Below are 22,130 nucleotides of genomic sequence, written 5' to 3'. Positions count from 1 at the left end.
CGCACAGGATGCGTGCACCAAGGGGATGCTGATGTTGCGCTTGTTCCGACAGCCGATCGTACGATGGCTCACGCTGCTGGGCGTCGTGGAGTTGCTGCTCCTGGCCACGTCGCTGAACCTTGCGACCTGGATTCGTTTCGCACCCTCGCCGGACGACCTGCAGGCGTCGCAGAACACCGTCATCATGCGCGCGGCGATGTTCGCCGTGGTGATCCTGCTCGGCATGGCCGCGCTCGGTGAGTACCGCGGCAACTTGCGGATGAGCTGGCGCGGCCAGCTCGCTCGACACGCCATCGCGTTCGTCCTCGGCGGCCTCGCCCTCATCGTTGGTTACTACGTGATCCCGCAGGCGTACGTCGGCCGCGGCGTGCTCGGCATGGCGCTGGTGTTTGGCTTCCTCTCCACCGCGGCCTTCCGCGGCCTGTTCATGCGCCTTGTCGAGATGGATGCGCTGAAACGTCGCGTGCTCATCCTCGGCGCCGGTGAACGCGCTGCGCAGATCCACACGCGCATGCGTCGCCGTTCGGACCGTCGCGGCTTCTATCTCGTCGGTTACGTCCCGGGCCCGCACGACATGCCGCGCGTGCCTGAGCCGCTGCTGATGCCGCGCGATGTCCCGCTCTCCGTGCTGGCGCAGCGCGAGCGGATCAGCGAGATCGTGGTGGGCGTGGATGATCGCCGCGGCTCGTTGCCCATGGAAGACCTGCTGGCCTGTCGCCAGCTCGGCGTGCAGATCACCGACCTCACCACCTTCGTGGAACGCGAGGCCGGGCGTGTGCAGCTCACCATGCTGGATCCCTCGTGGCTGGTGTTTTCCGGCGGATTCAACGCCACGCCCGTGGCGCTCTTCGTCAAGCGTGCCTTCGACATCGTCGCCTCGCTCGCCATCGCCCTGCTCTGCTGGCCGCTGATGCTCGGCGTGATGCTTGCGATCCGGCTGGAATCCGGCCGTGGGCAACCGATCCTCTATCGCCAGGAACGCGTCGGCGAGCAAGGCCGCACCTTCTGGCTCTACAAGTTCCGCAGCATGCGCACCGATGCCGAGATGGACGGCGTGGCGCGCTGGGCCAAGGCCAACGACGATCGCGTCACCCGCGTAGGCAAGGTCTGCCGCAAGCTGCGCTTCGATGAACTGCCGCAACTGTGGAACGTGGTGCGCGGCGACATGAGCATTGTGGGCCCGCGCCCGGAACGCCCGCAGTTCGTCTCGGACCTGGAAGGCAAGATCCGCTATTACGGCCTCCGCCACAGCATCAAGCCGGGCCTGGCCGGGTGGGCGCAGCTTTGCTACTCCTACGGCGCGTCGGAAGAGGACGCTGCCGAGAAGCTCAAGTACGACCTGTTCTACGTCAAGAACCACAGCCTGTTCCTCGACCTGGTGATCCTGATCGAGACGGTGGAAGTGGTGATCTTCGGCCGTGGCGCGCGCTGATCAGCGCGATGGATGCGACGCGTGGACGTGCAACGTCCTGAGCGGTGAGCTGTACCAGTCGACCACGGCGCCGCCCTCGAAACGGACCCATGAGGGGCCGTATTCCCAGCGGTCCGCGCTGCGCAGCGTGGGTTCGCCTTCGAGCGCGACCACCTCGTCATCCTTCATGCCGATGTCGAGCATGCCCCGGTTCACCGCCGGCAGGGCGACGTCGGCGCTGACGATGGGTACGCCTTCCGCGGGGGCCTCCGGGTTTTCCGTTTCCGGTACAAGCATCCATACCAGGGCGCCCGCCACCACCAGGGTGGCCAGCCACGCGAGCTTGCGCGCGCCGTGTCTTTCCGGTGCAGGCTCGGCGCCGGCTTCAGCGGCTGTCGGCGTGCCGGCAGGCTCGACCGACTCGGCTGCGGCGGGACGTGGCACGAACACCACGATATTGCTCGATACCGCCGGGGCAATCCTGGGCGCCGCGGCCCCGGGCAGCCGCCCGTGCTGTTTGTGGAATTCCATGGCCGCCGAGTATTGCGCCATCAGCCGTTGCAGGCGGCGCGCGACCAGCGCATCCGCATGCGCGCCACGGCTACGCCGATCCGGGTGCCATTGCGACACATGCCGGCGGTACGCCTGCTTGAACTCGGCCACGGAACAGTCCGGCTGCAGGCGCAGCTTGCCGTACAGGTCGAGGAAGTCGGTTTCGTCTGCCACGATCAGGCCCCGGAACAATACGCCGCAGCGTGCAGCGTGGCTCAGCGATTGCCTCGTGACAAGTACAACTTTTGGAGGATTTGCATGCGCTTGCTGTTTTCTATCGCCGCCCTCGCCGCACTGGGCCTGAGCGGCCCGGCCGCCATGGCCACCGAGCCCGGGCCCTCGCTGGGCGCGCATGTATTCCTTGGCCAGGGTGAGGGGCTGGGCACGGATCCAGCCGTGACCCCGCCCATGGATACGACCGCCACCGGCAGCGTGCTCATCGCCTTCAATGCGGGCTATGCCAGTAACGATGGCACGCTGAAGGACACCTACGGGAACCGCTGGAAATCGCTCGGCCGTGCGATGACCTACGCCAACTACGGCGAACGGTTCGATGTGAAGGCGTATGTGGCGCTGGCGGCTAAGGGTGGTGCGGGGCATACGCTTTCCATTGCCAAGGCCGGCGAGCCCAGGGGCGAGCTCTCCCTGCCCTTCATCGAGGTGCGCAACGCCACCCGGGTCCAGGCATTCGCGCAGAACTATGCCGACGCGGCGCTCGAGGTGGCGAGCAAGGAAATCACCGTGGATGGGCCGGCCACGCTGCTCGCCTTTTGGTGGGGCGATGGCGGGGTCAAGCGCATGACGGCCACCCCGGGGGACGGCTTCACCCTGATCGACAGCTTCCTGCAGCTGCCCGACGAGAGCGGCGTGCAAGGCGCCGTGGCCTGGCGGCAGGTGGATAAGGCGGGAACGTATCAAGTGCACTGGACAGCCGCTCCCGTTCAGGGCGCGGCGTTGTGGATCATCGCGATTCGATAGGGGCTTTCATCGATTTCGGACACGTTGACCGAAACTGGAAAGCGCGAATCGAGGCGTGGTGCGGGGTCTGGCGGCATAGCGAAATACGGCACGAAAGCGGTGTCCGAAAACGGACGCTCACGCCTACAACGAAAAGCATATTCTCTTTTTATTTCATGCGCTTATAGTAGCCCCACGATATCCCCCCGGGCGCCGCCGCTGCGGCGAATGGATCGCTTAGGGATGATGGCCCGACAAATGGATGCCGCCAGGGACGGTGGCAAGGGATTGAGACTGGGCACATGGAGGCTCCGGTGGCCCCGCGGGAGGTATCGGCTTATCCCACTCGCACGGAGGCAACACCATGAAACGGAAGTCACCGGCGCCGTCGCGCCCCGCTCCCTATCGCCCCGACGCCGCACGCCGCTTCCCCATCTGCCTGGCCACGACGAAGCCGCGGCGCCGAGGGCGTGCCGGTATTCGTGCCGAAGATCCGTCCCTTCCGTTGCCGACGGTGGAACCGTCTGCGCTTGCGCGCCCCATCGCTGATCTACCGGACGGCGTCGAGCCCGATGGCCTGATCAGGCTTAGCGCTTACGAGGACGGCTTTACCGTGAACCTGGGGCCGCTGGCCTCGGTCATCCCCACACCCACGGGGCGCGAATCCATCACGCTCTACATGGACGGAACGATACTTCAGGCCACCGTCAATATTGAAGAAGACGAAGACTTCAATTTCGGACCGGATCCGGTCGACATTAACGTGCCGGGCCTCCTGTTCGGTCCGGTAGCCATTGACTACTACACGACCCGCATGTGGTATCGGGTCAACTACGGGACCGGCGCTTCAAGCGACAGCAGGAAAGGACCTGTCGCTCTCGATTCAATACCTCCCGCCCCCGGTAGCGCTTTCCTCGGGGCTCTCGTGTTCGCCCCGGAGATCATCCGTGACGGCATCACGGTCGATTCGTTCGGCGCAAACGACTACATCGACGCCGAGGTGCCCGGCTATAGCGGGGAAAAGCCCGGTGATCATCTGCGCCCTTATATCAATGGCACGCTCGATCCGGATCAGTTGCATTACGCCGTCATACCGTATGAGAACAGTGGTCCCAGGATTCGCCTGCGGTTTTATCGCTCGTTTATCGAAAGCGTCGGTGACGGAAGCTGGCTATTCCAGTGTGATGCCTTCCCACGCGAGGAAAATGCGTCTCCGCTGTCCGACGGCGTAAGGATCACCGTCAGTATCGACGACGCCATCCCCGCGCTGCTTGAGCCTGGTGTACCCGCTTATGACGACGACACAGGCATCAACATCATCAGTGAAAACGATGCTCGAAATAGCCTCGTCGTCACGGTACCGGCGCAGCCGGACATCACTGCCGACGATTTCATCTCCATTCTGTGGGGTACGACGGAATCCGTGCGCATCCCCATCGCCGATCCGGCAAATATTCAGGTAGTGGTGGGCTACAAAACGATTCTCGATGCGTGGCTCGCCAGCAACCCCGATGCGGGCGACAAGGCGCAATCCTTTGACGTGAGATACCGCATTTATGGTGCAGCCAACAACCTGCGCGGAACGTCCCCCGCCCATACCGTCGAGGTTAACCTGCATGTGGGAGGCGGCGTCGTGGATCCTGATCCCGGTACCGAACCGAACGAAAATCTCGTGCCGCTGACCCTGGTCAGCGACTCAGGCAGGTTCGACAGCATTCCCATTACCGACCGCGGGAAGCCCGCCACCGCAAGAGTCCCATGGCTCTCCCGTGCTGATGATGGCGCTGGCGACCTCCTGCCAGCCTTTGGCAAGGGTGATGTCATCACCGTCCATGGCCCGGACGGCAGCGCACTCGTATCCCACACGGTGGCAAATGGCGACCTGGATCCGCCATCGGGCTATTTGGAGATCACGCTTCCCTGGACGACGCTGGAGTCGATACCGGGTGGCGTGGCCGAGTTCTCCTACTGGATTACCACGACGCTTGGCGACGGCACGAAGAATGACAACAAGTCACCGCCCAAGGACGTAGAGATCCAGACGGAAGACGCGCTGCCAGGCCGCGGCACGCTCGAGAACGTCATCCTGCCGGAAATGGGAAGGGTTGCACAGGGATGGGTCGATCTGCCCGACGTAGAAAATGGTGTGGTCTTCGCCTTCCCCATGCCGGTTGAGAACTTCAACCCGCTCACCGACACGATTGTCCTATCCGTCCCGATGTACCTGGTGGGCCACAACGGCACCGAAACACCCGTCGCTGGGTTTGGTGATGTCGAAGGCGAGAACCGCTTCGTCCTGTCGGGCAATCATGAAATCCACGAAGCCGACACCGGACCCGTCGATGAACCACCGGGCGGAGGCACCCCCACGCGACCGCCGGTCAATCAGCCGTACATACTCTTCCGGCTGCTTCCAGGTCGCTTCCCCACGTTGCATGGCAATGAGTGGTATCACTCCCACGTGACGTGGTCGATTACCAACGAGGTCGGCACGGGCAGGTCCCCGGCGGGGGGGCTCATGGTTCGCTTTGACGTTCGCGGCTCGACGGAGACCAGGCGGGCGCCGACCAAGGCGAAGCCATCGCAAGCTGTTGAAACGGCCCGCGAGGAAGGCGTTGCTGAACTCGTCGTGCGGCTCTTGAAGCGCTGGGCCGGCTAACCCAGTCACGAGGACATTTGCCATGGATAGCAAGCAACGGCACCCGCGTACCCTTGCTGTACGCACCGCACCCGCCGGGCGCTTTCATCCCCGGCAGGTGACGGTCGAGGAACCGTACCAAGGGCGCACGACCGCCCTTGGGCCCCTCGCCCTTTCCCCACCCAAAATCAACGGCCGTGACGAAGGCAGGCTTGGTTATGCCGAGCTGCTCGGTTCACTCGACAAGCTCGTCTTCGTGACCTGCAACAGCAGTAACATCATTTACCCGCCGGCCACGGCCGAGCTGTACTGGGGTGTCGACGGGGCGGGCGAGGCGAAGCTCCTCGACAGCATCGTTATCCCCTCGGAGACCGACAGCGTGACCTTCGCTGTGCCTGGCCGCCTGGTCGCCGGCACCGCCGACCCGACCAGCCACCGCTATACCGGCGATGGCGTGCATTCGGTGTTTGTGCGATTGCGCTACGAGAGTAGTTTCGACGACTCACCCGAGGTCACCGCGACGGTGAAGTGCAGCGAGCCCGGCGGCCCCGATCCGGTCGGTGCCACCCGCGACATCAACGAGAACCTGCCCAAGCCCACGATCACACCGAGCCCGATACCCGATGCGAGCACGCCGGTATGGGTCATCGTGGAACACTACGACGTGCGCGAGATCGGCGATCGCATCACCTTCGAGTGGGGCGGCCCACGCCATGCGTTCTTCCAGGTGGTCGATAGCGCGAGTGGGGCCATCAGCGTCCAGGTACCGCCGGAGATGATCGCCGATGTGGGCGGCGGCCGGATTCCCGTCAGTTATTACGTCACCGATGCCGTCGGCAACTGGTCGAAGTACGCGCCTTATGCCGATCCGGATGTCGACATCGATCCCGGCACGCTGACGGCGCCGCAGCTGTTCTACCTCCATGGCACCGCGGTCACCAGCCTGCTTGATCTGGACACGGTCGGCAGCGACAGCGTGATCGTGCGCGTACCGACGCGAAGCCTGTCCATGGGCGACATTGTCAACGCCGAGTGGGAAGCCACCCTGCCCGATGGCACCTTAAAAAAATACTCCTCCAGCGATCTGGTGTTCGACGACGAGGACAGCCAGTTTTTCCTGGACGCCGTCATCGACAATCGCATCGCGCGCGAAGCCGCCGGTGGCACGGTGAAGATCTGGTACGTGGTCAAGGGCACCGGCGCGATCGCCAAACGCCGCACCTACAAGGTCAGCGAGCTCCCCGACCGTGTCCTCCTGGCGCCGACAGTGCCGCAGTCCGACGGGGCCACCCTGGACCCGTTTGCTGTCGGCAGTTACGTCACCGTCAATGTGCCGTTCGATCCGGCGCAGATGGCCCTTGGCGACAGCGTCACCCTGATTGTCATCGGCAAGCGGGGCGCCGCCAGCAGCTACTGGAGCGATACCCTGCAACTCTCCTCGGGCGACCTCAGCGACCCCATTCCCTTCTACTGCCCGCCGAAGGTGCTGCAGGACGTCGAAAACGGCGAGGCTACCTTCTATTACGAGCTCGCCTCGCCGCGGGCCGTGTCCGCCGATGGCGCGGCCATCTACGCCACCGCGCGCGAATCGGCGAAGCTCACCCTGCAGATCCGTCGTGCGGGCGCCATCGACCTGCCGCCACCGATCGTCACGGACGTCAAGGACGGCGCCCTCGATCCCGACCTGCCGCAAACCCACGTACAGATCCCGAACTCCGCGGCCGCACTGCCAGGCAAGGAGGCAACCCTCAACTGGTCGGGCAAGGTGCCTTACAGCGCCAGGGGCATCGTGCCGTCCACGGGACTGCTCGATTTTCGTGTGACGGCGCCCTATATCGATGGCAATCGTGACAGCAACGTCACTGCCACCTACACCATCGACCGGATGACCTCTGCGCCGCTCACGTTCGTGGTGGGCTCGGCCGATGTGCCCCTTCCGGAACTTTCGCAGCCCTCGGTGAAGCAAGCCAGCGGTGCATCGCTTGATCCCGTGCACGCGAAGGATGCCCTGACCGTGCTGGTCCCCGCATATGGCTGGAAGGAAAACGACCGTCTGGTCGTGAAGTGGATCGGGGCCGGCGGCGAGGGCGATTACACCTCGTCGGAGCTGGAGCTGACCACCGCCGGGCCCTGGGACGTGCCGGTACCTCCCCGTGTCGTGGCCTTCAACCTCGGTAGGACGGTGATGGTGAGTTATACCGTTTACCGGGGAACCTCAACACAGGATTCGCCCGTCCTTCTGCTTACGGTGCAATGGATCAGGCAGGATGATCTTCCAGCGCCTCACATCGTCGAGGCCGTGGATGGCGTTCTTGATGTGAGCAAACTGGTAGCGAAGGCAAACGGCACGATGACCGCGTACCCGCTCATCGCCGAAGGACAGCGGGTATGGCTTCGCGTTTACGGAACGAAGAAAGACGGAACGTCCTACCAGCGTGACCTCTGGGTCGGCCATGCCGTAGACGCGACGGAAGTGTCGCAAGGTTTCAACTTCGAGATCTCGAAAGCTGACCTTGACACCTTGAAGGAATCGTCCACGCTTCGCATCGAAGTCAAAGCGACTTTCGATAAAACATCGAGCGAAGGAAACGCCGTTCTTTTTCCAGCATCTCTCGTGACGATCGCGGTTTCGGAACCGGACGTGTATGAAGATTTTAACACCTTAAGCGACCACAAACTGCTACAAGGCCAGCCTTTCCAGGCAGGCAAGTTGCTATTGACAATTACTTCTGGGAGTGGGTGGTTACTTGAAGGAAGATTTTTTCTTGAGTATGGCGATCGAGTTTCCCTAATGCTCAATTGGGATACCTGCTTGATCACCCTGCCTGGAAGTTATCGTTCGATCCGGTTTGGCTGCATAAATGAGAGAAGCTCCAGAGATCCAAGCACTGTCAAACTCATCGACAGCAAAGGCTCTGTCATCGACACGGTCATCAAACCATACCCACCTGATTCCGGCATGATGTGGTTCGCTTACACGTCGAGGGGAGAGAAAATCAGTGCTATCGAAATTACTGGCGGTGGAGAAGGACGCAACTTCTACGACAATTTCACCCTGTCACAATCGGATTTATCCGATTCCTGAGGATCACGGCATGACACTGTTGGCGGCTCGACGGACGCGGTGCGTGCGCTAGCTTGCGTTTGCACCGCACCCGCAGGGCGCTTTCATCCGCCCTGCCCCCCCTTGGACGGCCCCGCCTTGCACGGGGCCGTCTTCGTACTGAGTTCCCGTCATCACCCGCCCTGTCCGGCACGTGCCGACGCGTCCATCGGCCAAACGCCCACCCCCGGCTAGCGCGCCAGTTGTATAGGCCCCACCCCGGCCAAAGCCTATAAATGATCCCGCGAGCGCAGTTCTTACAAAGGCTGCGCAAGATCACGGGGAATCGCATGAACGCGGACGGGATGAAGCGGGGCTTGAGGGACCAGGGGAGGCGGAAGGGCTTGCCGGCCGGTTTGGCGGGTCGGTTTTCCGTTGCCCTGGCCATCCGGCCTATGTCGTCCCGGCGCCGGTCCAGCAGCACGGGGCGTGGCCATGAATGAACTGTTTCTCCCGGATGTTTCCCTTGATGCCACGGTGCAGGCGCGCTTTGCGCGGATGGCTGCGCAGTTCCCGGAACGGGTGGCGATTGCCTCGGATGACCTGACGCTGACGTATGCCGAGCTCGATGCACGCAGCGATGTGGTTGCGGCGGGGTTGATGGCGGCAGGGGTGGAGAACGGGTCGTACGTTGCGTTGTTGATGGAGCGGTCGGCGCTGGCGGTGGTGGCGGTCTTTGGGGTGCTGAAGGCCGGTGCGGCCTACCTGCCCATCGATGGCTCGTGGCCGGCTGAGCGGGTTGGGTTCGCACTGCGGGATGCGGATGTCGCGGCTGTCATTGCGGATGAGCCGTCGGCCATGGAAGTGGCTGACGTTCCGGTGTTTGGGTTCGGGGATTTCGAGGCGGTGGCGGGGTACGGTCGCACCCTAAAGGGCGTAAACGCGCAAGCGCGCTCCTACAACGGCACGGGCGATGACCTGGCTTATGCCATGTATACGTCGGGGTCCACGGGGACGCCGAAGGGCGTGGAGATTCGGCATAAATCCATTCTCCGGCTCGTCCTGAAATCCGACTACATTGATTTTGATGCGCCGAGGATCCTGCATGCGGCACCGTTGGGCTTTGATGCGTCGACCCTGGAAATCTTCGGGCCGCTGCTGAATGGCGGTACCTGCGTGGTTTACCAGCAGCGCGTGCCGACCGGGTGTGGCATTGCCCGCACCGTGGAGACGCATGGTGCTGAGATTGCCTGGCTGACGGCCGCCCTGTTCAATGCGATTGTCGACGATGACGCCTCCAACCTCGCGGGCCTGCGCTGCATCCTGACCGGTGGCGAGGCGCTTTCGGTGCCGCATGTGCGCAAGGCGCTCGCGGCGCTGCCGGCCACCACGCTGATGAACGGCTACGGCCCGACCGAGTGCACCACCTTCACCACCACCTACCGTATTCCGCATGAACTGCCGGATGACGCGGGGGCCATTCCCATCGGCATGCCCATCGGCGAGACCTCGCTGCATGTGTGGGATGAAAACCGCCAGCCCGTCGCCGATGGCGAGGTGGGTGAGCTTTACATCGGTGGCACCGGCGTGGCGCGCGGTTACCTCAATCGGCCGGAGCTGACGGCCGAGCGCTTTGTCGCCTCCGAGCACGGGATGCTCTACCGCACGGGCGACCTGGTGCGCTTCCTGCCTGATGGGAACCTGGCGTTTATCGGCCGGGTGGACGGGCAGGTGAAGATTCGCGGGTATCGGATTGAGACGGGTGAAGTTGAGTTTGCGCTGCGTGCGCTGCCGGGGGTTGCGGCGGCAGCAGTGATTGCACGGGAAGACCAGCCTGGCGATAAGAGGCTGGTGGCGTATTACGTGGTGGCGGATCACACCGATAGTCGCGCGCAAGCGCGCTCGTACAGGGATCAGCTGGCGCAGACGCTGCCGGAATACATGGTTCCTACGGCCTGGGTGCGGATGGAGGCCCTGCCGATCAATGCCAATGGCAAGCTCGATCGCAAGGCGCTGCCGGCGCCGGATCGTGCCCGGCCGGAGCTGGCGGCGGCATTCGTCGCCCCGCGCGGTGATACCGAGCTTGCCCTTTGCACCGTCTTCGCGGAAACCCTCGGCGTGGAACGCGTCGGCCGCGAAGACAACTTCTTTGACCTCGGCGGTAATTCGCTGCTGGCGACGCGTGCCGTGGCGCGGATCCACGCGGAGCTTTCCGCCGTCCCTACCCTCGTGGGCTTCTTCGCGGAGCCGACGCCGGCTGCCGTCGCGGCCACGATCGAGGGGCGCGCCACCCGCCAGGCCCTGGCAGGACGCCTGGCGAGTGGCGCGCCGGCGGCGGGCGAGCCGGTGGCGATCATCGCCATGGCCGGCCGCTTCCCCGGTGCGCCCGATGTTGAAACGTTCTGGGACAACCTGTGCGAAGGCCGCGAATCCATCCGCTTCTTCGCCCCCGATGAGCTGGACCCGGCCGTGCCGGCGTCCGACCGTGACGACCCGGGTTACGTGTTTGCCCGCGGCATCGTCGATAACGTCGGCGATTTCGATGCGCCGTTCTTCGGCATGTCCCCGCGCGAAGCCGAACTGACCGACCCGCAGCAGCGCCTGTTCATGGAGCTGTGCTGGGAGTGCATGGAGCGCGCGGGCTACGTGCCCGACGGGCAGGACGCGCCCGTGGGCGTGTTCGGTGGCATGCACAACGCCACCTACTTCCAGAAGCACATCAGCGGCCGTCCCGACCTGATTGAAAAGCTCGGTGCCTTCCAGGTGATGCTGGGCAACGAGAAGGATTATGTCGCCACCCGCGTGGCGCACAAGCTCAACCTCACCGGCCCGGCGATCAGCGTCAACACCGCCTGCTCCACCTCGCTGGTCGCGATCACCCAGGCGTTCGACGCCCTGCGTGCCGGCCGCTGCGACATGGCCCTCGCCGGCGGTTCGTCGATCGCCTGCCCGCCGAACAGCGGCTACATCGCGCAGGAAGGTTCGATGCTCTCGCCCGACGGGCACACCCGCACGTTCGATGTGAACGCGCAGGGCACCGTGTTCAGCGACGGCGCCGCCGTGGTGCTGCTGAAGCGCCTTTCCGATGCGCTCCGCGATGGCGATCCGATCTACGCCACGATCCGCGGCGCCGCCGTGAATAACGACGGCGCGGTGAAAGCCAGCTTCACTGCGCCGAACGCCGCCGGCCAGGCCGCCGTGATCACCATGGCGCTGGACAACGCCGGCGTGGAAGCTCGCGACATCTCCTACGTCGAAGCGCACGGTACCGCTACGCCGCTGGGCGATCCCATCGAGATTGAAGGCCTCACCCAGGCCTTCCGCCAGACCACCAACGACAGCGGCTTCTGCGCCATCGGCTCACTGAAGAGCAACGTTGGCCACCTGGTGATGGCCGCCGGGGCCGCGGGCGTGATCAAGACGGCCATGGCGATGACCGAGCGCCGCCTGCCGCCGTCGCTGCATTTCACTGCCCCGAATCCGCGCCTGAACCTCGCGGCCTCGCCCTTCGTCGTCAACGACACGCTGCGGCCCTGGCAGAGCGCCGGCCCGCTGCTCGCCGGCGTCAGCTCGTTCGGCGTGGGCGGTACCAATGCCCACGTGATCCTTGAAGAAGCGCCGGCGCGGACGCCGTCCGATGCCGCCACGGGCGCGCAGCTGCTCACCCTCTCCGCGCGCACGCCCGCGGCGCTCGCTGCCGCGGCGGCACGCCTGGCGGATCACCTCGCCATGCATCCGGACGGCAACCTTGCCGATACCGCCTTCACCCTGGCCCGTGGCCGCAAGGCCTTCGGCCAGCGCACGCATGTGGTGGCCGTCAGTGCCACCGATGCCGAAGCGCGCCTTCGCGATATCGCGGCGGCGGCCATCTGCCATACCTGCAGCACACCGGCACCGGGCGTCATCTTCCTGTTCCCGGGCCAGGGCTCGCAGTACGCCGGCATGGGCCGCGAACTGCACGCCACCGAACCCGTGTTCCGCGCTGCCATCGACGACGTGGCCTGTGCCTTGCGCGACGAGCTCGGCTTTGACCTGCGCGAGCGCATGTTCGATGACGACGCCGAAGCGCTGAAAGCCACCGCGCTGACCCAGCCGGCCACCTTCGCCCTGGAGTACGCACTCGCCAGCCTGTGGATGAGCCTGGGCGTGCAGCCGGTGGCCATGATCGGGCACAGCGTCGGCGAGTTCACCGCCGCCGTGCTGGCCGGCGTGATGCCGCTGGCCGATGCCGCACGCCTTGTCGCCCGCCGCGGCCGCCTGATGCAGGCGCTGCCGTCGGGCGCCATGCTTTCCGTTCGCCTGGGGGCCGCCGAACTGCGGGCGCGGCTTCCGGGCACTTTGTCCCTTGCCGCCGAGAACGCCCCCAATGCCACGGTGGTCTCGGGCACGCACGCCGACGTGGATACCTTCCGCGCCGCGCTGGAGGCGGAGGGCGTCGCCTGCCGCCTGCTGCACACCTCGCACGCCTTCCATTCGGCGATGATGGATCCGGTGCTCGACGCCTTCCAGGCCGAGGTCAGCGCCACGCCGCTGAACGCACCGCGCCTGCCGATCATCTCCACGGCCACCGGCCTGCCGCTGAGCGACGCCGAGGCCACCTCGGCGGCCTACTGGACGCATCACCTGCGCCACACCGTCCGCTTCTCGCCCGCGCTGCTGCATGCGCTCGATGAGGCCACGCACGCCTTCGTGGAAGTGGGCCCGCGCGGCAGCCTCACCCAGCTGAGCCGCCAGCATGCCCAGGCCCGGGGCCGCACCTTCATTGCCTCGCTTGGCGACAACGCCGGCGAAGAGCGCGCAGCGATGCTCAACGCCGCGGGCTCGCTGTGGGCCGCCGGTGTCGCCGTGAACACGGATGCCCTGGACCATCGCGAGCATCGCCACCGCGTGCGCCTGCCGACCTATCCGTTTGAACGCAAGCGCCACTGGGTGGATGCACGCATCCCGGCCTCCGTGACGACGATCGCCGCAGGCCTGCCGCTGCCAGACAACCTTTCAACTGAAACCCTGAACCCATTTGTGGAGCCCGCCATGCCGATGCCCGCCGCCTCTGCCCGTCCGCAGCGACTCGTCACCGAGCTGGTGGCCCTGTTCGAGGACGTCTCGGGCACAGAACTCGAGAACATCGACCCGGGTGCCAACTTCGTTGAGCTGGGGCTGGATTCGCTCTCGCTCACCCAGGTGGCGTTGCAGCTGCAGAAAACCTATGCCCTGAAGATCACCTTCCGCGAACTGATGGACGGTTGCTCTTCGTTCGAGCGCCTCGCGGCGCACATCGATCGTCTCCTGCCGGCGGAAACCGCGCCGGCGGCACCCGTGGCCCCGGCGCAAGCCGCACCGGCCATGGCGGCGGCACCGGCTGCGCCTATCGCAGCCAGTGGTGGACTGATCCAGGACGTGATCGCGCAGCAGATGCAGATCATGCGGGACCAGCTGGCGTTGCTGTCGGGTGCCGCCGCCCCGGCCGCGATCGCTTCGCCGCCGGTTGCGGCACCGATGCCGACGCCGGTAGCGGTGGCGAACGCCGCCGTGGCCGAACCGGTGGCACCGAGCGCGCCTACCGACGCCGAAGAAGCCGCCCTTACCCACACCACCTACGACGTCAAGAAAGCCTTCGGCGCCATCGCCCGCATCCACACCGGCGGCACCGAACTCAGCAACCGCCAGCGCGCCCGCCTGGACGCCTTCATGCGCCGCTACATCGAGCGCACCAAGGCCTCCAAGGCCTACACCACCGAGCATCGCGGCCACCTGGCCGACCCGCGCGTGGTCAACGGCTTCCGTCCGCTGCTGAAGGAAATCATCTACCAGATCGTGGTGGAACGCTCGAAGGGCCCGAAGGTATGGGATCTCGACGGCAACGAATACGTCGACGCCCTCAATGGCTTCGGCATGAACCTGTTCGGCTGGCAGCCCGACTTCGTGCTGGATGCCGTACGCAGCCAGCTGGACGCCGGCTATGAAATCGGCCCGCAGCATCCGCTTGCCGGCACCGTGGCGAAGCAGGTCTGCGACCTCACCGGTTTCGACCGCGCGGCGCTGTGCAACACCGGCTCCGAAGCCGTGATGGGCTGCGTGCGTGTCGCGCGCACCGTCACCGGCCGCGACACCCTGGTGATCTTCACCGGTTCCTACCACGGCATCTTCGACGAAGTGATCGTGCGCGGGACCAAGAAGCTCAAGTCCGTCCCCGCGGCGCCGGGCATCCTGCGCAACACCTCCGAACACGTGCTGGTGCTCGATTACGGTACGCCGGAATCGCTGGCGATCATCCGCGAGCGCGCGCATGAAATCGCCGCCGTGCTGGTCGAACCGGTACAGAGCCGCCGCCCGGACTTCCAGCCGGTGGAGTTCCTCCAGGAGCTGCGTGCGATCACCGAAGAGGCCGGCTCGCTGCTGATCTTCGACGAAGTGGTCACCGGTTTCCGCTCCCACCCGCGCGGTGCCCAGCAGGTGCTGGGGATCGATGCGGACATGGCCTCGTACGGCAAGGTCGTCGGCGGAGGCTTCCCGATTGGCGTCATCGCCGGCAAGCGTCGCTTCATGGACGCGCTGGACGGCGGCGACTGGCGCTTCGGGGATGCCTCCGTACCGACCGTCGGCGTCACCTACTTCGCCGGCACCTTCGTGCGCCATCCGCTGGCCCTGGCCGCGGCGCACGCCGTGCTGAACCACCTCACCGAGCAGGGCCCGGACCTGCAGGCCACGCTCAACGGCAAGGTCACTGCGATGGCCGCCGCCATGAACGACTTCTGCGCAAGCGTCGGCGCGCCGATCAAGGTGGTGCACTTCGCCTCGGTGTGGAAGACCACGTTTACCGAAGACCACCCGTTGCAGGACCTGCTGTTCGCGATGATGCGCAGCCGCGGCATCCACATTTTGGACAACTTCCCCTGCTTCTTTACCACCGCGCATCGTGAGGAAGATTTCGCTGCCATCACGAACGCGTTCCGCGAATCGATCCTTGAAATGCAGGAAGCGGAATTCCTGCCGCGCCACCGCGACGCTGCCGCCTTCGATCCGAACCTGCCGCCGATGCCGGGTGCCCGGCTCGGCAAGGATCCGGACGGCCAGCCCGCGTGGTTCGTTCCCAACCCGGATGCGCCGGGCAAGTACCTGAGGGTAACCGCATGACGCCTAACGAGCTGGCCGCCGCCACGGCGGTCGACTATGACCCGTTCGCCGGAGCCTCCGTCGCGCACCTGGTGCCGACGACGGAACCCCAGCGCGAGGTGTGGCTGGCATCCCGGCTGGAGCCGGAAGCCTCGCTGGCGTACAACGAAGCGGTAGCGATCAACCTCAAGGGCTTGCTCGACGTCCCGGCTCTCGAAGCGGCACTGCAGGAGGTGGTGAACCGCCACGAAGCCCTGCGCTCCACGCTGAGCGGCGACGGCGAAAGCCTGTTCATCGCCGACCACGCGGCGTTGCCCATCGCCTTCCACGACCTGGGCCTGCTCGCCCCGTTTGAAAGCGACGCGCGGCTGATGGCGGCGTACTCGCGCATCGTCACCACGCCGTTTGATCTTGAACATGGGCCGATGGTCCGCGCGGAGCTTTTCCGCATGGCGCCGGACCGCCACATCCTCACCGTCGCCGCCCACCACATCGTGTGCGACGGCTGGTCGTTCGGCGTGATCGTGCGCGATCTCGCCGCCCTTTACGCGCAGCGCACTGGCCAGGGCCCCGGCCCGGCTCCCGCGCACGCGTTCTCGAACTTCGCGTTGGCCGAGGCCACGCACGCTGGTACGGGAACGGCACGCGACGATGAACAGTACTGGCTTGCCCGCTTTGCCGGCACGGCCCCAGCACTGGATCTTCCGACCGACCGCTCGCGTCCGCGCCGCCGTACGTTTACCTCACGGCGCGAAGACCGCACGCTCGATGCCACCGAGGTCACCGCCATCAAGCGCCTCGGCGCCGCCAGCGGGGCGAGCTTCTACGCCACCCTGCTGGCCGGCTTCGCGCTCCTGCTCCGCCGCGTGGCGGGGCAGGACGACGTGGTGATCGGCATCCCGACCGCGGGCCAGGCCGCCGAAGGCCTGGATACCCTGGTGGGGCATGCGGTGAACGTGCTGCCGTTGCGTGCGCGCATCGACGATACCGCCAGCTTCGCCAGCGTGCTCGGCACGGTGCGCAACGACCTGCTCGACGCCTTTGAACACCAGCGCTACACCCTCGGCAGCCTGCTGCCGAAGCTGTCGATGACACGCGACCCCTCGCGCCTGCCGCTGGTCAGCGTACTGTTCAACCTGGACGCCGTGCTCGACGAAAGCACCGTGCGCTTCCCCGGCCTGCGTTTCAGCGTGGATGCCATCCCGCGCGAGTACGAGAACTTCGAACTCTTCATCAACGCCGTGCAGGTCGACGGCGCCCTGCGCCTGGAGTGCCAGTACAACGCGGATCTGTTCGAAGGCGCGACGATCCAGGGCTGGCTGGATGCCTACGCCATGCTGCTGCGCGAGGCCGCACTGCGTCCGGCCGAGCCCGTGGCGAAGCTGCCGCTGGTCTCCGACGCTGTCTACCGCGAACTCGCCGCCCTGCAACCGGCGCCGACGCCGTTCCCCGAACTGCGCCTGGCCCACGAATTCTTCGAGCAGCAGGTGGACCGCGCGCCCGAGCGCGCCGCCGTGCGTTATGGCGACCGCTCCCTGACGTACGCCGCACTGGAATCGCGCGCCAACCGCATCGGCAACAGCCTGCGCGAGCGTGGCATCGGCCACGGCTCGCTGGTGGGCATTTCGCTCGCGCGCGGGCTGGACATGGTGGCCGCCGTGCTGGGCGTCATGAAATCCGGCGCCGGCTACGTGCCGCTGGATCCGGCCTTCCCCGCCGACCGCCTCGCCTTCATGGCCGAAGATGCCGCCCTCGCCGCGCTGGTGGTCGATGACGACACGCCGCTCTCGTTCCCCTTCGACCTTGAGCGCGTGCTCGCGCTCAACAGCGACGAAGTGGTGCATGCCTCGATCGACCGCCCCGAGCGCAACCGCAAGGCCGCGACGCCCGATTCCGTGGCCTATGTGATCTTCACCTCCGGCTCCACGGGCCGGCCGAAGGGCGTGCGCGTGCCGCATCGCTCCGCCGCCAACTTCCTCACCAGCATGCAGCGCGTGCCGGGTATCGCGCCGGACGACCGCCTGGTGGCGGTCACCACGCTGTCGTTCGACATCGCCTTCATGGAGCTCATGCTGCCGCTGACCAGCGGTGCGGAGATCGTGATCGCCGGTCGTGACGATGTGCGCGACGGCGCCCAGCTGCGCCGCCTCATCGAAGAAAGCGACGCCACCATGATGCAGGCCACGCCGGCCGGCTGGCGCCTGCTGGTCGATGCCGGCTGGCACGGCCGCCCGGCGTTCCGTTCCGTCTCCGGCGGTGAGCCGCTGCCGGTCGACCTGGCCGAGGCCCTGCTCGACCGCTGCGGCGAAGTCTGGAACGGCTACGGCCCCACCGAGACCACCGTGTATTCCACGTACTGGCGTGTTTCCGATCCGCGTGAAGGCATCTACATCGGTCGCCCCATCGCCAACACGACGGTGCACATCCTCGACGAGCAGGGGAACCATTGCCCGCTCGGCGTGCCGGGTGAGATCCACATCGGTGGCGCCGGCGTCACGCTCGGCTACCTCGACCGTCCTGAACTCACCGCCGAACGCTTCGTGCCCGATCCGTGGTCCGAAATGCCGGACTCGCGCATGTACCGCACCGGGGACCGTGGCCGCTGGCTCGCCAACGGCATGCTAGAACACCTCGGCCGCCTGGACTTCCAGGTGAAGGTGCGCGGTTACCGCATCGAGCCGGGCGAAATCGAATGCGTGCTGGCGGACGTGGCCGAAGTGGCTCGCGCCGTCGTCATCGCCCGCGAGGACCGCCCGGGCGACGTGCGCCTGGTCGCCTACGTCGTCGCCCATGACGGCCTGTCGCTGGACGAAGACAGCCTGCGTGCCCGCCTGCGCTCGCGCCTGCCCGACTACATGGTGCCGCAGCACATCATGGTGCTTGATGCGATTCCGCTGCTGCCGAACGGCAAGATCGACCGCAAGGCCCTGCCGGCACCGATGGCGCATTCGCTGGCGGAAGCCGGCGTGCGCATCGCGCCGCGCAATGAGGACGAGCGCCGCGTCGCCAGCGCCATGGAAGCCACGCTGTGCCTGCCCGACCTGGACGTGCGCGACGACTTCTTCGCCCTCGGCGGCCATTCACTGCTGGCCGCGCAGCTCACCGCCCGGCTGAACCGCGAGTTCGGCATCACCCTGTCCTTCCGCACGCTATTCGACGCCCCGACGATCGAGCAGCTCGCCGCCGCCATCGGTTCCCAGGTGGCCAGCGGCAGCACGCCCGCCGCCGAGCCGATCCACCATCGCACCGACGCGGAGCAGGACCACGCGCCGCTGTCGCTGATGCAGCGCCGACTCTGGGCGCTGGAGCGGATGCACCCGGGTCGCGTCACGTATAACGCGCCGTCGGCTCACCGCCTGCGCGGCAAGCTCGATGAGCACGCGTTCGAGATGGCCTTCCAGGCGTTGATCCAGCGGCAGCCGAGCATGCGCACGGCCATCCGCGACATGGGCTCCGACGTCATGCAGGTGGTACAGGCGCAGCTGAATTACCCGCTGTTCCCCGCCGAGGACCTCAGCCACCTGCCGCCAGCCGAGCGCGACGAGCAGCTGATGGCGCGCCTGCGCGAGCTCACCGACACGCCGTTCAACCTGGAGACGGCGCCGCTGTTCAGCGCCCGCCTGTTCAAGCTGGCCGCCGACGAGCACGCGCTGTTCTTCATGCCGCACCACATCATCTGGGACGGCTGGTCGTTCGACATCTTCTGCAACGAGCTTTCCGCGCTGTACCGCGCCTTCGCCAACGGCCAGCCCTCGCCACTGGCGGCGCTGCCGGTGACCTACGGCGATTTCGCCGAGTGGCATGCGGACTGGCTGGAGTCACCCGCGTTCCAGACCCAGCTGTCGTTCTGGCGCGAGCGCCTGGCCCTGGTCGGTGACGTACACGCGCTGCCGACCGACTATCCGCGCCGCCCGGGCATGTCCGGCGTGGGCCGCACGGAGTGGATCCATGTGTCGCGCGAGCACACCGATGCGATGCACGAAGTGGCCCGCCAGGCGGATGCCACGCTCAACATGACCCTGCTCGCCCTCTACTTCACCATGCTGTCCAGCTCGGCCGGCCAACGCGATCTGGTCGTCGGCACGCCGGTGCGTGCGCGCAACCAGACCGAAGTCGAATCGGTGATGGGCTACTTCAACAACCTGCTGCCGCTGCACGTGCACGTCGATCCGGGCCTGTCGTTCCTGGAATTCGTCCGCCACGTGAAGCGCACGGCGATCGACGCCTTCGGTTCACCCGATGTGCCGCTGGAATACCTGCAGCGCGAGCTGAAGGTGGGCCACGGCGCGGGTGCCACCCTGTACCAGGCCCTGTTCTCCTTCCAGGATGCCCGCCAGCGCGCGACGGACTGGGGTGGCCTCAGCCACGAACAGATCCTGCTGTTCCAGAGCGGCGCCACCGAAGACCTCGGCATGTGGTTCCTGGAAGGCCATCGCGGCATGGTCGGCGGCGTCACGTACAACGCCGACCTGCTCCAGGCCGGCACCGCGCGCCTGATGCGCGAGCGCTACCTCGACATGATGCATGTCGTGTCGCAGAACCCGTCCATCGCCGTCGGCCAGCTCACGGCCGCCAGTGCGCCGGAGCGCGAGCGGATGCGCACCTGGAACACCGGTTGCGGTGGTTCGCCGCTGCCGGCGGATCTGTTCGCCCTGGTCGACAACCAGGCCCGGCGCACGCCGAACACCACGGCCGTGGTGCACGGGCTGCGCAAGCACACGTACGCCCAGCTCATCGGCCAGGCCCTGCGCATGGCCACCCTGCTGCGCGACCGCGGCGCGGTGAATGGCGCCGTCGTGGGCCTGTGCGTCGAGCCCGGCTTCGACCGTGTCGCCGCCCTGCTCGCCATTGGCCTCACCGGGGGTACCGCCCTGCTCATGGATCGCGGCTACCCCGCAGCCCGCCTGCGCGACATCGTCGCGGATGGCCGGGCCACGGTCATGGTCGGCGATGCGTCCCTCGAAGCGTCGCTCGACTGGCCGCGTGCCTGCGCGCTGTGGCTGGACGCCGACCACGCGGAACTCGAAGCCACCGTCGGCGATACCGACACCTTTGCCCAGCGCACCTGCGCGGACGCGGCCGCCATCGCTTTCCACGTGCCGGGCAGTGACGGCAAGGCCTACGGTGCCTCGCTCTCGCACGCGGCGATCGCCAGCATCGTCCACGGCCTGGAAGAGTCGCTGGCCGTCGACGCGGGCCAGTGCCTTAGCGGCGACGCGATGCCGGCCGACCCGATGTCGCTGATCGAGCCCCTCGTCGCGCTGGGTTGCGGCGCCACGTGGTCGGTGCAGGATCCCAACGAACTGGCCCGCGGCGAACTCGACGACCTGGACTGCTTCATCGCCTCGCCGGAAACCTGGAACACGCTGTTCGAGCAGGGTTGGGCCGGTGATGGCCAGCTGCGCGCGGCGATGCTGGGCGGCACGCCCACGCAGGAAACCGCCACGCGGATTGCGGATGCGACGGCTGGCCTGTGGACGCTGTTCGGCGATGCCATGACCGTACCGGCGGCAACCTGCGGCCGCGTGGAGCGCGCCGCTGACGCCCTGCATGCGGGCCGCCCCCTCGGCGGCACCGAGATCTGGATCCTCGACAGCGATGGCGAGCCCTGCCCGATCGGCGCCACCGGCGAAATCGCCGTGGCCGGCCCCGCGCTGTCACAACGCTTCGGCACGCGTGCCACCACCGACCACCTGGTTGGCGACGAGCACGTCCTGCGCACGGGCTACCGCGGCCGCTGGCTGGCGGACGGCCTGGTCCAGGTGCTGGACCGCGACGACCGCCGCATCCGCCGCCATGGCCTGGACGTGGAACCGGCGGCGATTGAAGCCGTGCTCCACGCACAGACGGGCATCGTCCGCGCGTTGGCGGTGCCGCGGACCAATCGCCTCGGCGAGCAGCACATCGACGCCTTCGCGGTAGGCGCACCGGGCTACCAGCCGGACGCCGAAGGCCTGCGTGCCGCGCTGGCGGCCCAGCTGCCCGCGTGGTCCATGCCGCTGCACGTGACGCTGCTCGACGCCATGCCGATGCTGGCCACGGGCGAGCCCGACGTGGATGCCCTACCGCAGCCGGACGAACGCGCTGATGCCTCGATGACCGACAACCACAGCGTCGAACCCAGCACCGCGAGCGAACGCCTGCTGGCCGGCGTCTGGCAGGAACTGCTCGGCATGGCCCGGGTCCGCACCAGCGATAACTTCTTCGACGTGGGCGGCCATTCGCTGCTGGCGGTCGACATGGCGCAGCGCGTGCAGAAGCTGACCGGTATCCAGATGAACCTGCTGGACATCGCCAACGGCACGCTCGGCACCCTGGCGGCGGACCTCGCGGTGGCGACGCCTTCCGCGCAGCAGCCGGCCAGGCGCGGCGGCCTGTTCGGCAAGCTGTTCGGCCGCAGTTGATCCACGACGTCA

7 protein-coding genes are annotated in these 22,130 nt (G+C 66.5%); 6 read left to right on the top strand and 1 reads right to left on the bottom strand.

What is annotated here, in order from left to right; genetic code table 11:
- Positions 1-31: 31 nt before the first annotated feature.
- Positions 32-1,432 (top strand): TIGR03013 family XrtA/PEP-CTERM system glycosyltransferase, encoded by a 1,401-nt coding sequence (locus FIV34_RS09240; RefSeq protein WP_139981839.1) that lies wholly within the window; start codon positions 32-34, stop codon positions 1,430-1,432.
- Here FIV34_RS09240 and FIV34_RS09235 read toward each other — a convergent pair whose 3' ends face one another.
- Positions 1,433-2,137: a J domain-containing protein gene (locus tag FIV34_RS09235; protein ID WP_139981837.1), complete on the bottom strand. Its 705-nt coding sequence runs from the start codon at positions 2,135-2,137 to the stop codon at positions 1,433-1,435.
- Between the two features lie 84 nt (positions 2,138-2,221).
- On the opposite strand from FIV34_RS09235, the gene FIV34_RS09230 reads away from it, so the two are divergent.
- From FIV34_RS09230 to FIV34_RS09210, 5 genes are all read left to right on the top strand, one after another.
- Entirely contained in the window at positions 2,222-2,941 is a 720-nt protein-coding gene (locus FIV34_RS09230; protein WP_139981835.1) for a hypothetical protein, read from the top strand.
- Positions 2,942-3,284: 343 nt separating this feature from the next.
- Positions 3,285-5,579 carry a hypothetical protein gene (locus FIV34_RS09225; protein ID WP_139981833.1) on the top strand — a complete coding sequence of 765 codons (2,295 nt, stop codon included), beginning with the start codon at positions 3,285-3,287 and terminating at the stop codon, positions 5,577-5,579.
- A gap of 22 nt (positions 5,580-5,601) precedes the next feature.
- A complete protein-coding gene (locus FIV34_RS09220; protein ID WP_139981831.1) occupies positions 5,602-8,643 on the top strand; it encodes a hypothetical protein in 3,042 nt (1,013 codons plus the stop codon).
- 453 nt (positions 8,644-9,096) lie between these two features.
- Entirely contained in the window at positions 9,097-15,735 is a 6,639-nt protein-coding gene (locus FIV34_RS09215; RefSeq protein ID WP_139981829.1) for a polyketide synthase, read from the top strand.
- Positions 15,732-22,118, top strand: coding sequence for a non-ribosomal peptide synthetase (locus tag FIV34_RS09210; RefSeq protein ID WP_139981827.1), 6,387 nt, complete (start codon positions 15,732-15,734; stop codon positions 22,116-22,118). The genes FIV34_RS09215 and FIV34_RS09210 overlap by 4 nt, the downstream gene beginning before the upstream one ends.
- Positions 22,119-22,130 lie beyond the last annotated feature (12 nt).

Source organism: Luteibacter pinisoli (assembly GCF_006385595.1).
Classification (GTDB): domain Bacteria; phylum Pseudomonadota; class Gammaproteobacteria; order Xanthomonadales; family Rhodanobacteraceae; genus Luteibacter; species Luteibacter pinisoli.
The sequence above is the reverse complement of the archived record's forward strand: the minus strand, read 5'-3'. Positions and strand labels throughout refer to the sequence as shown.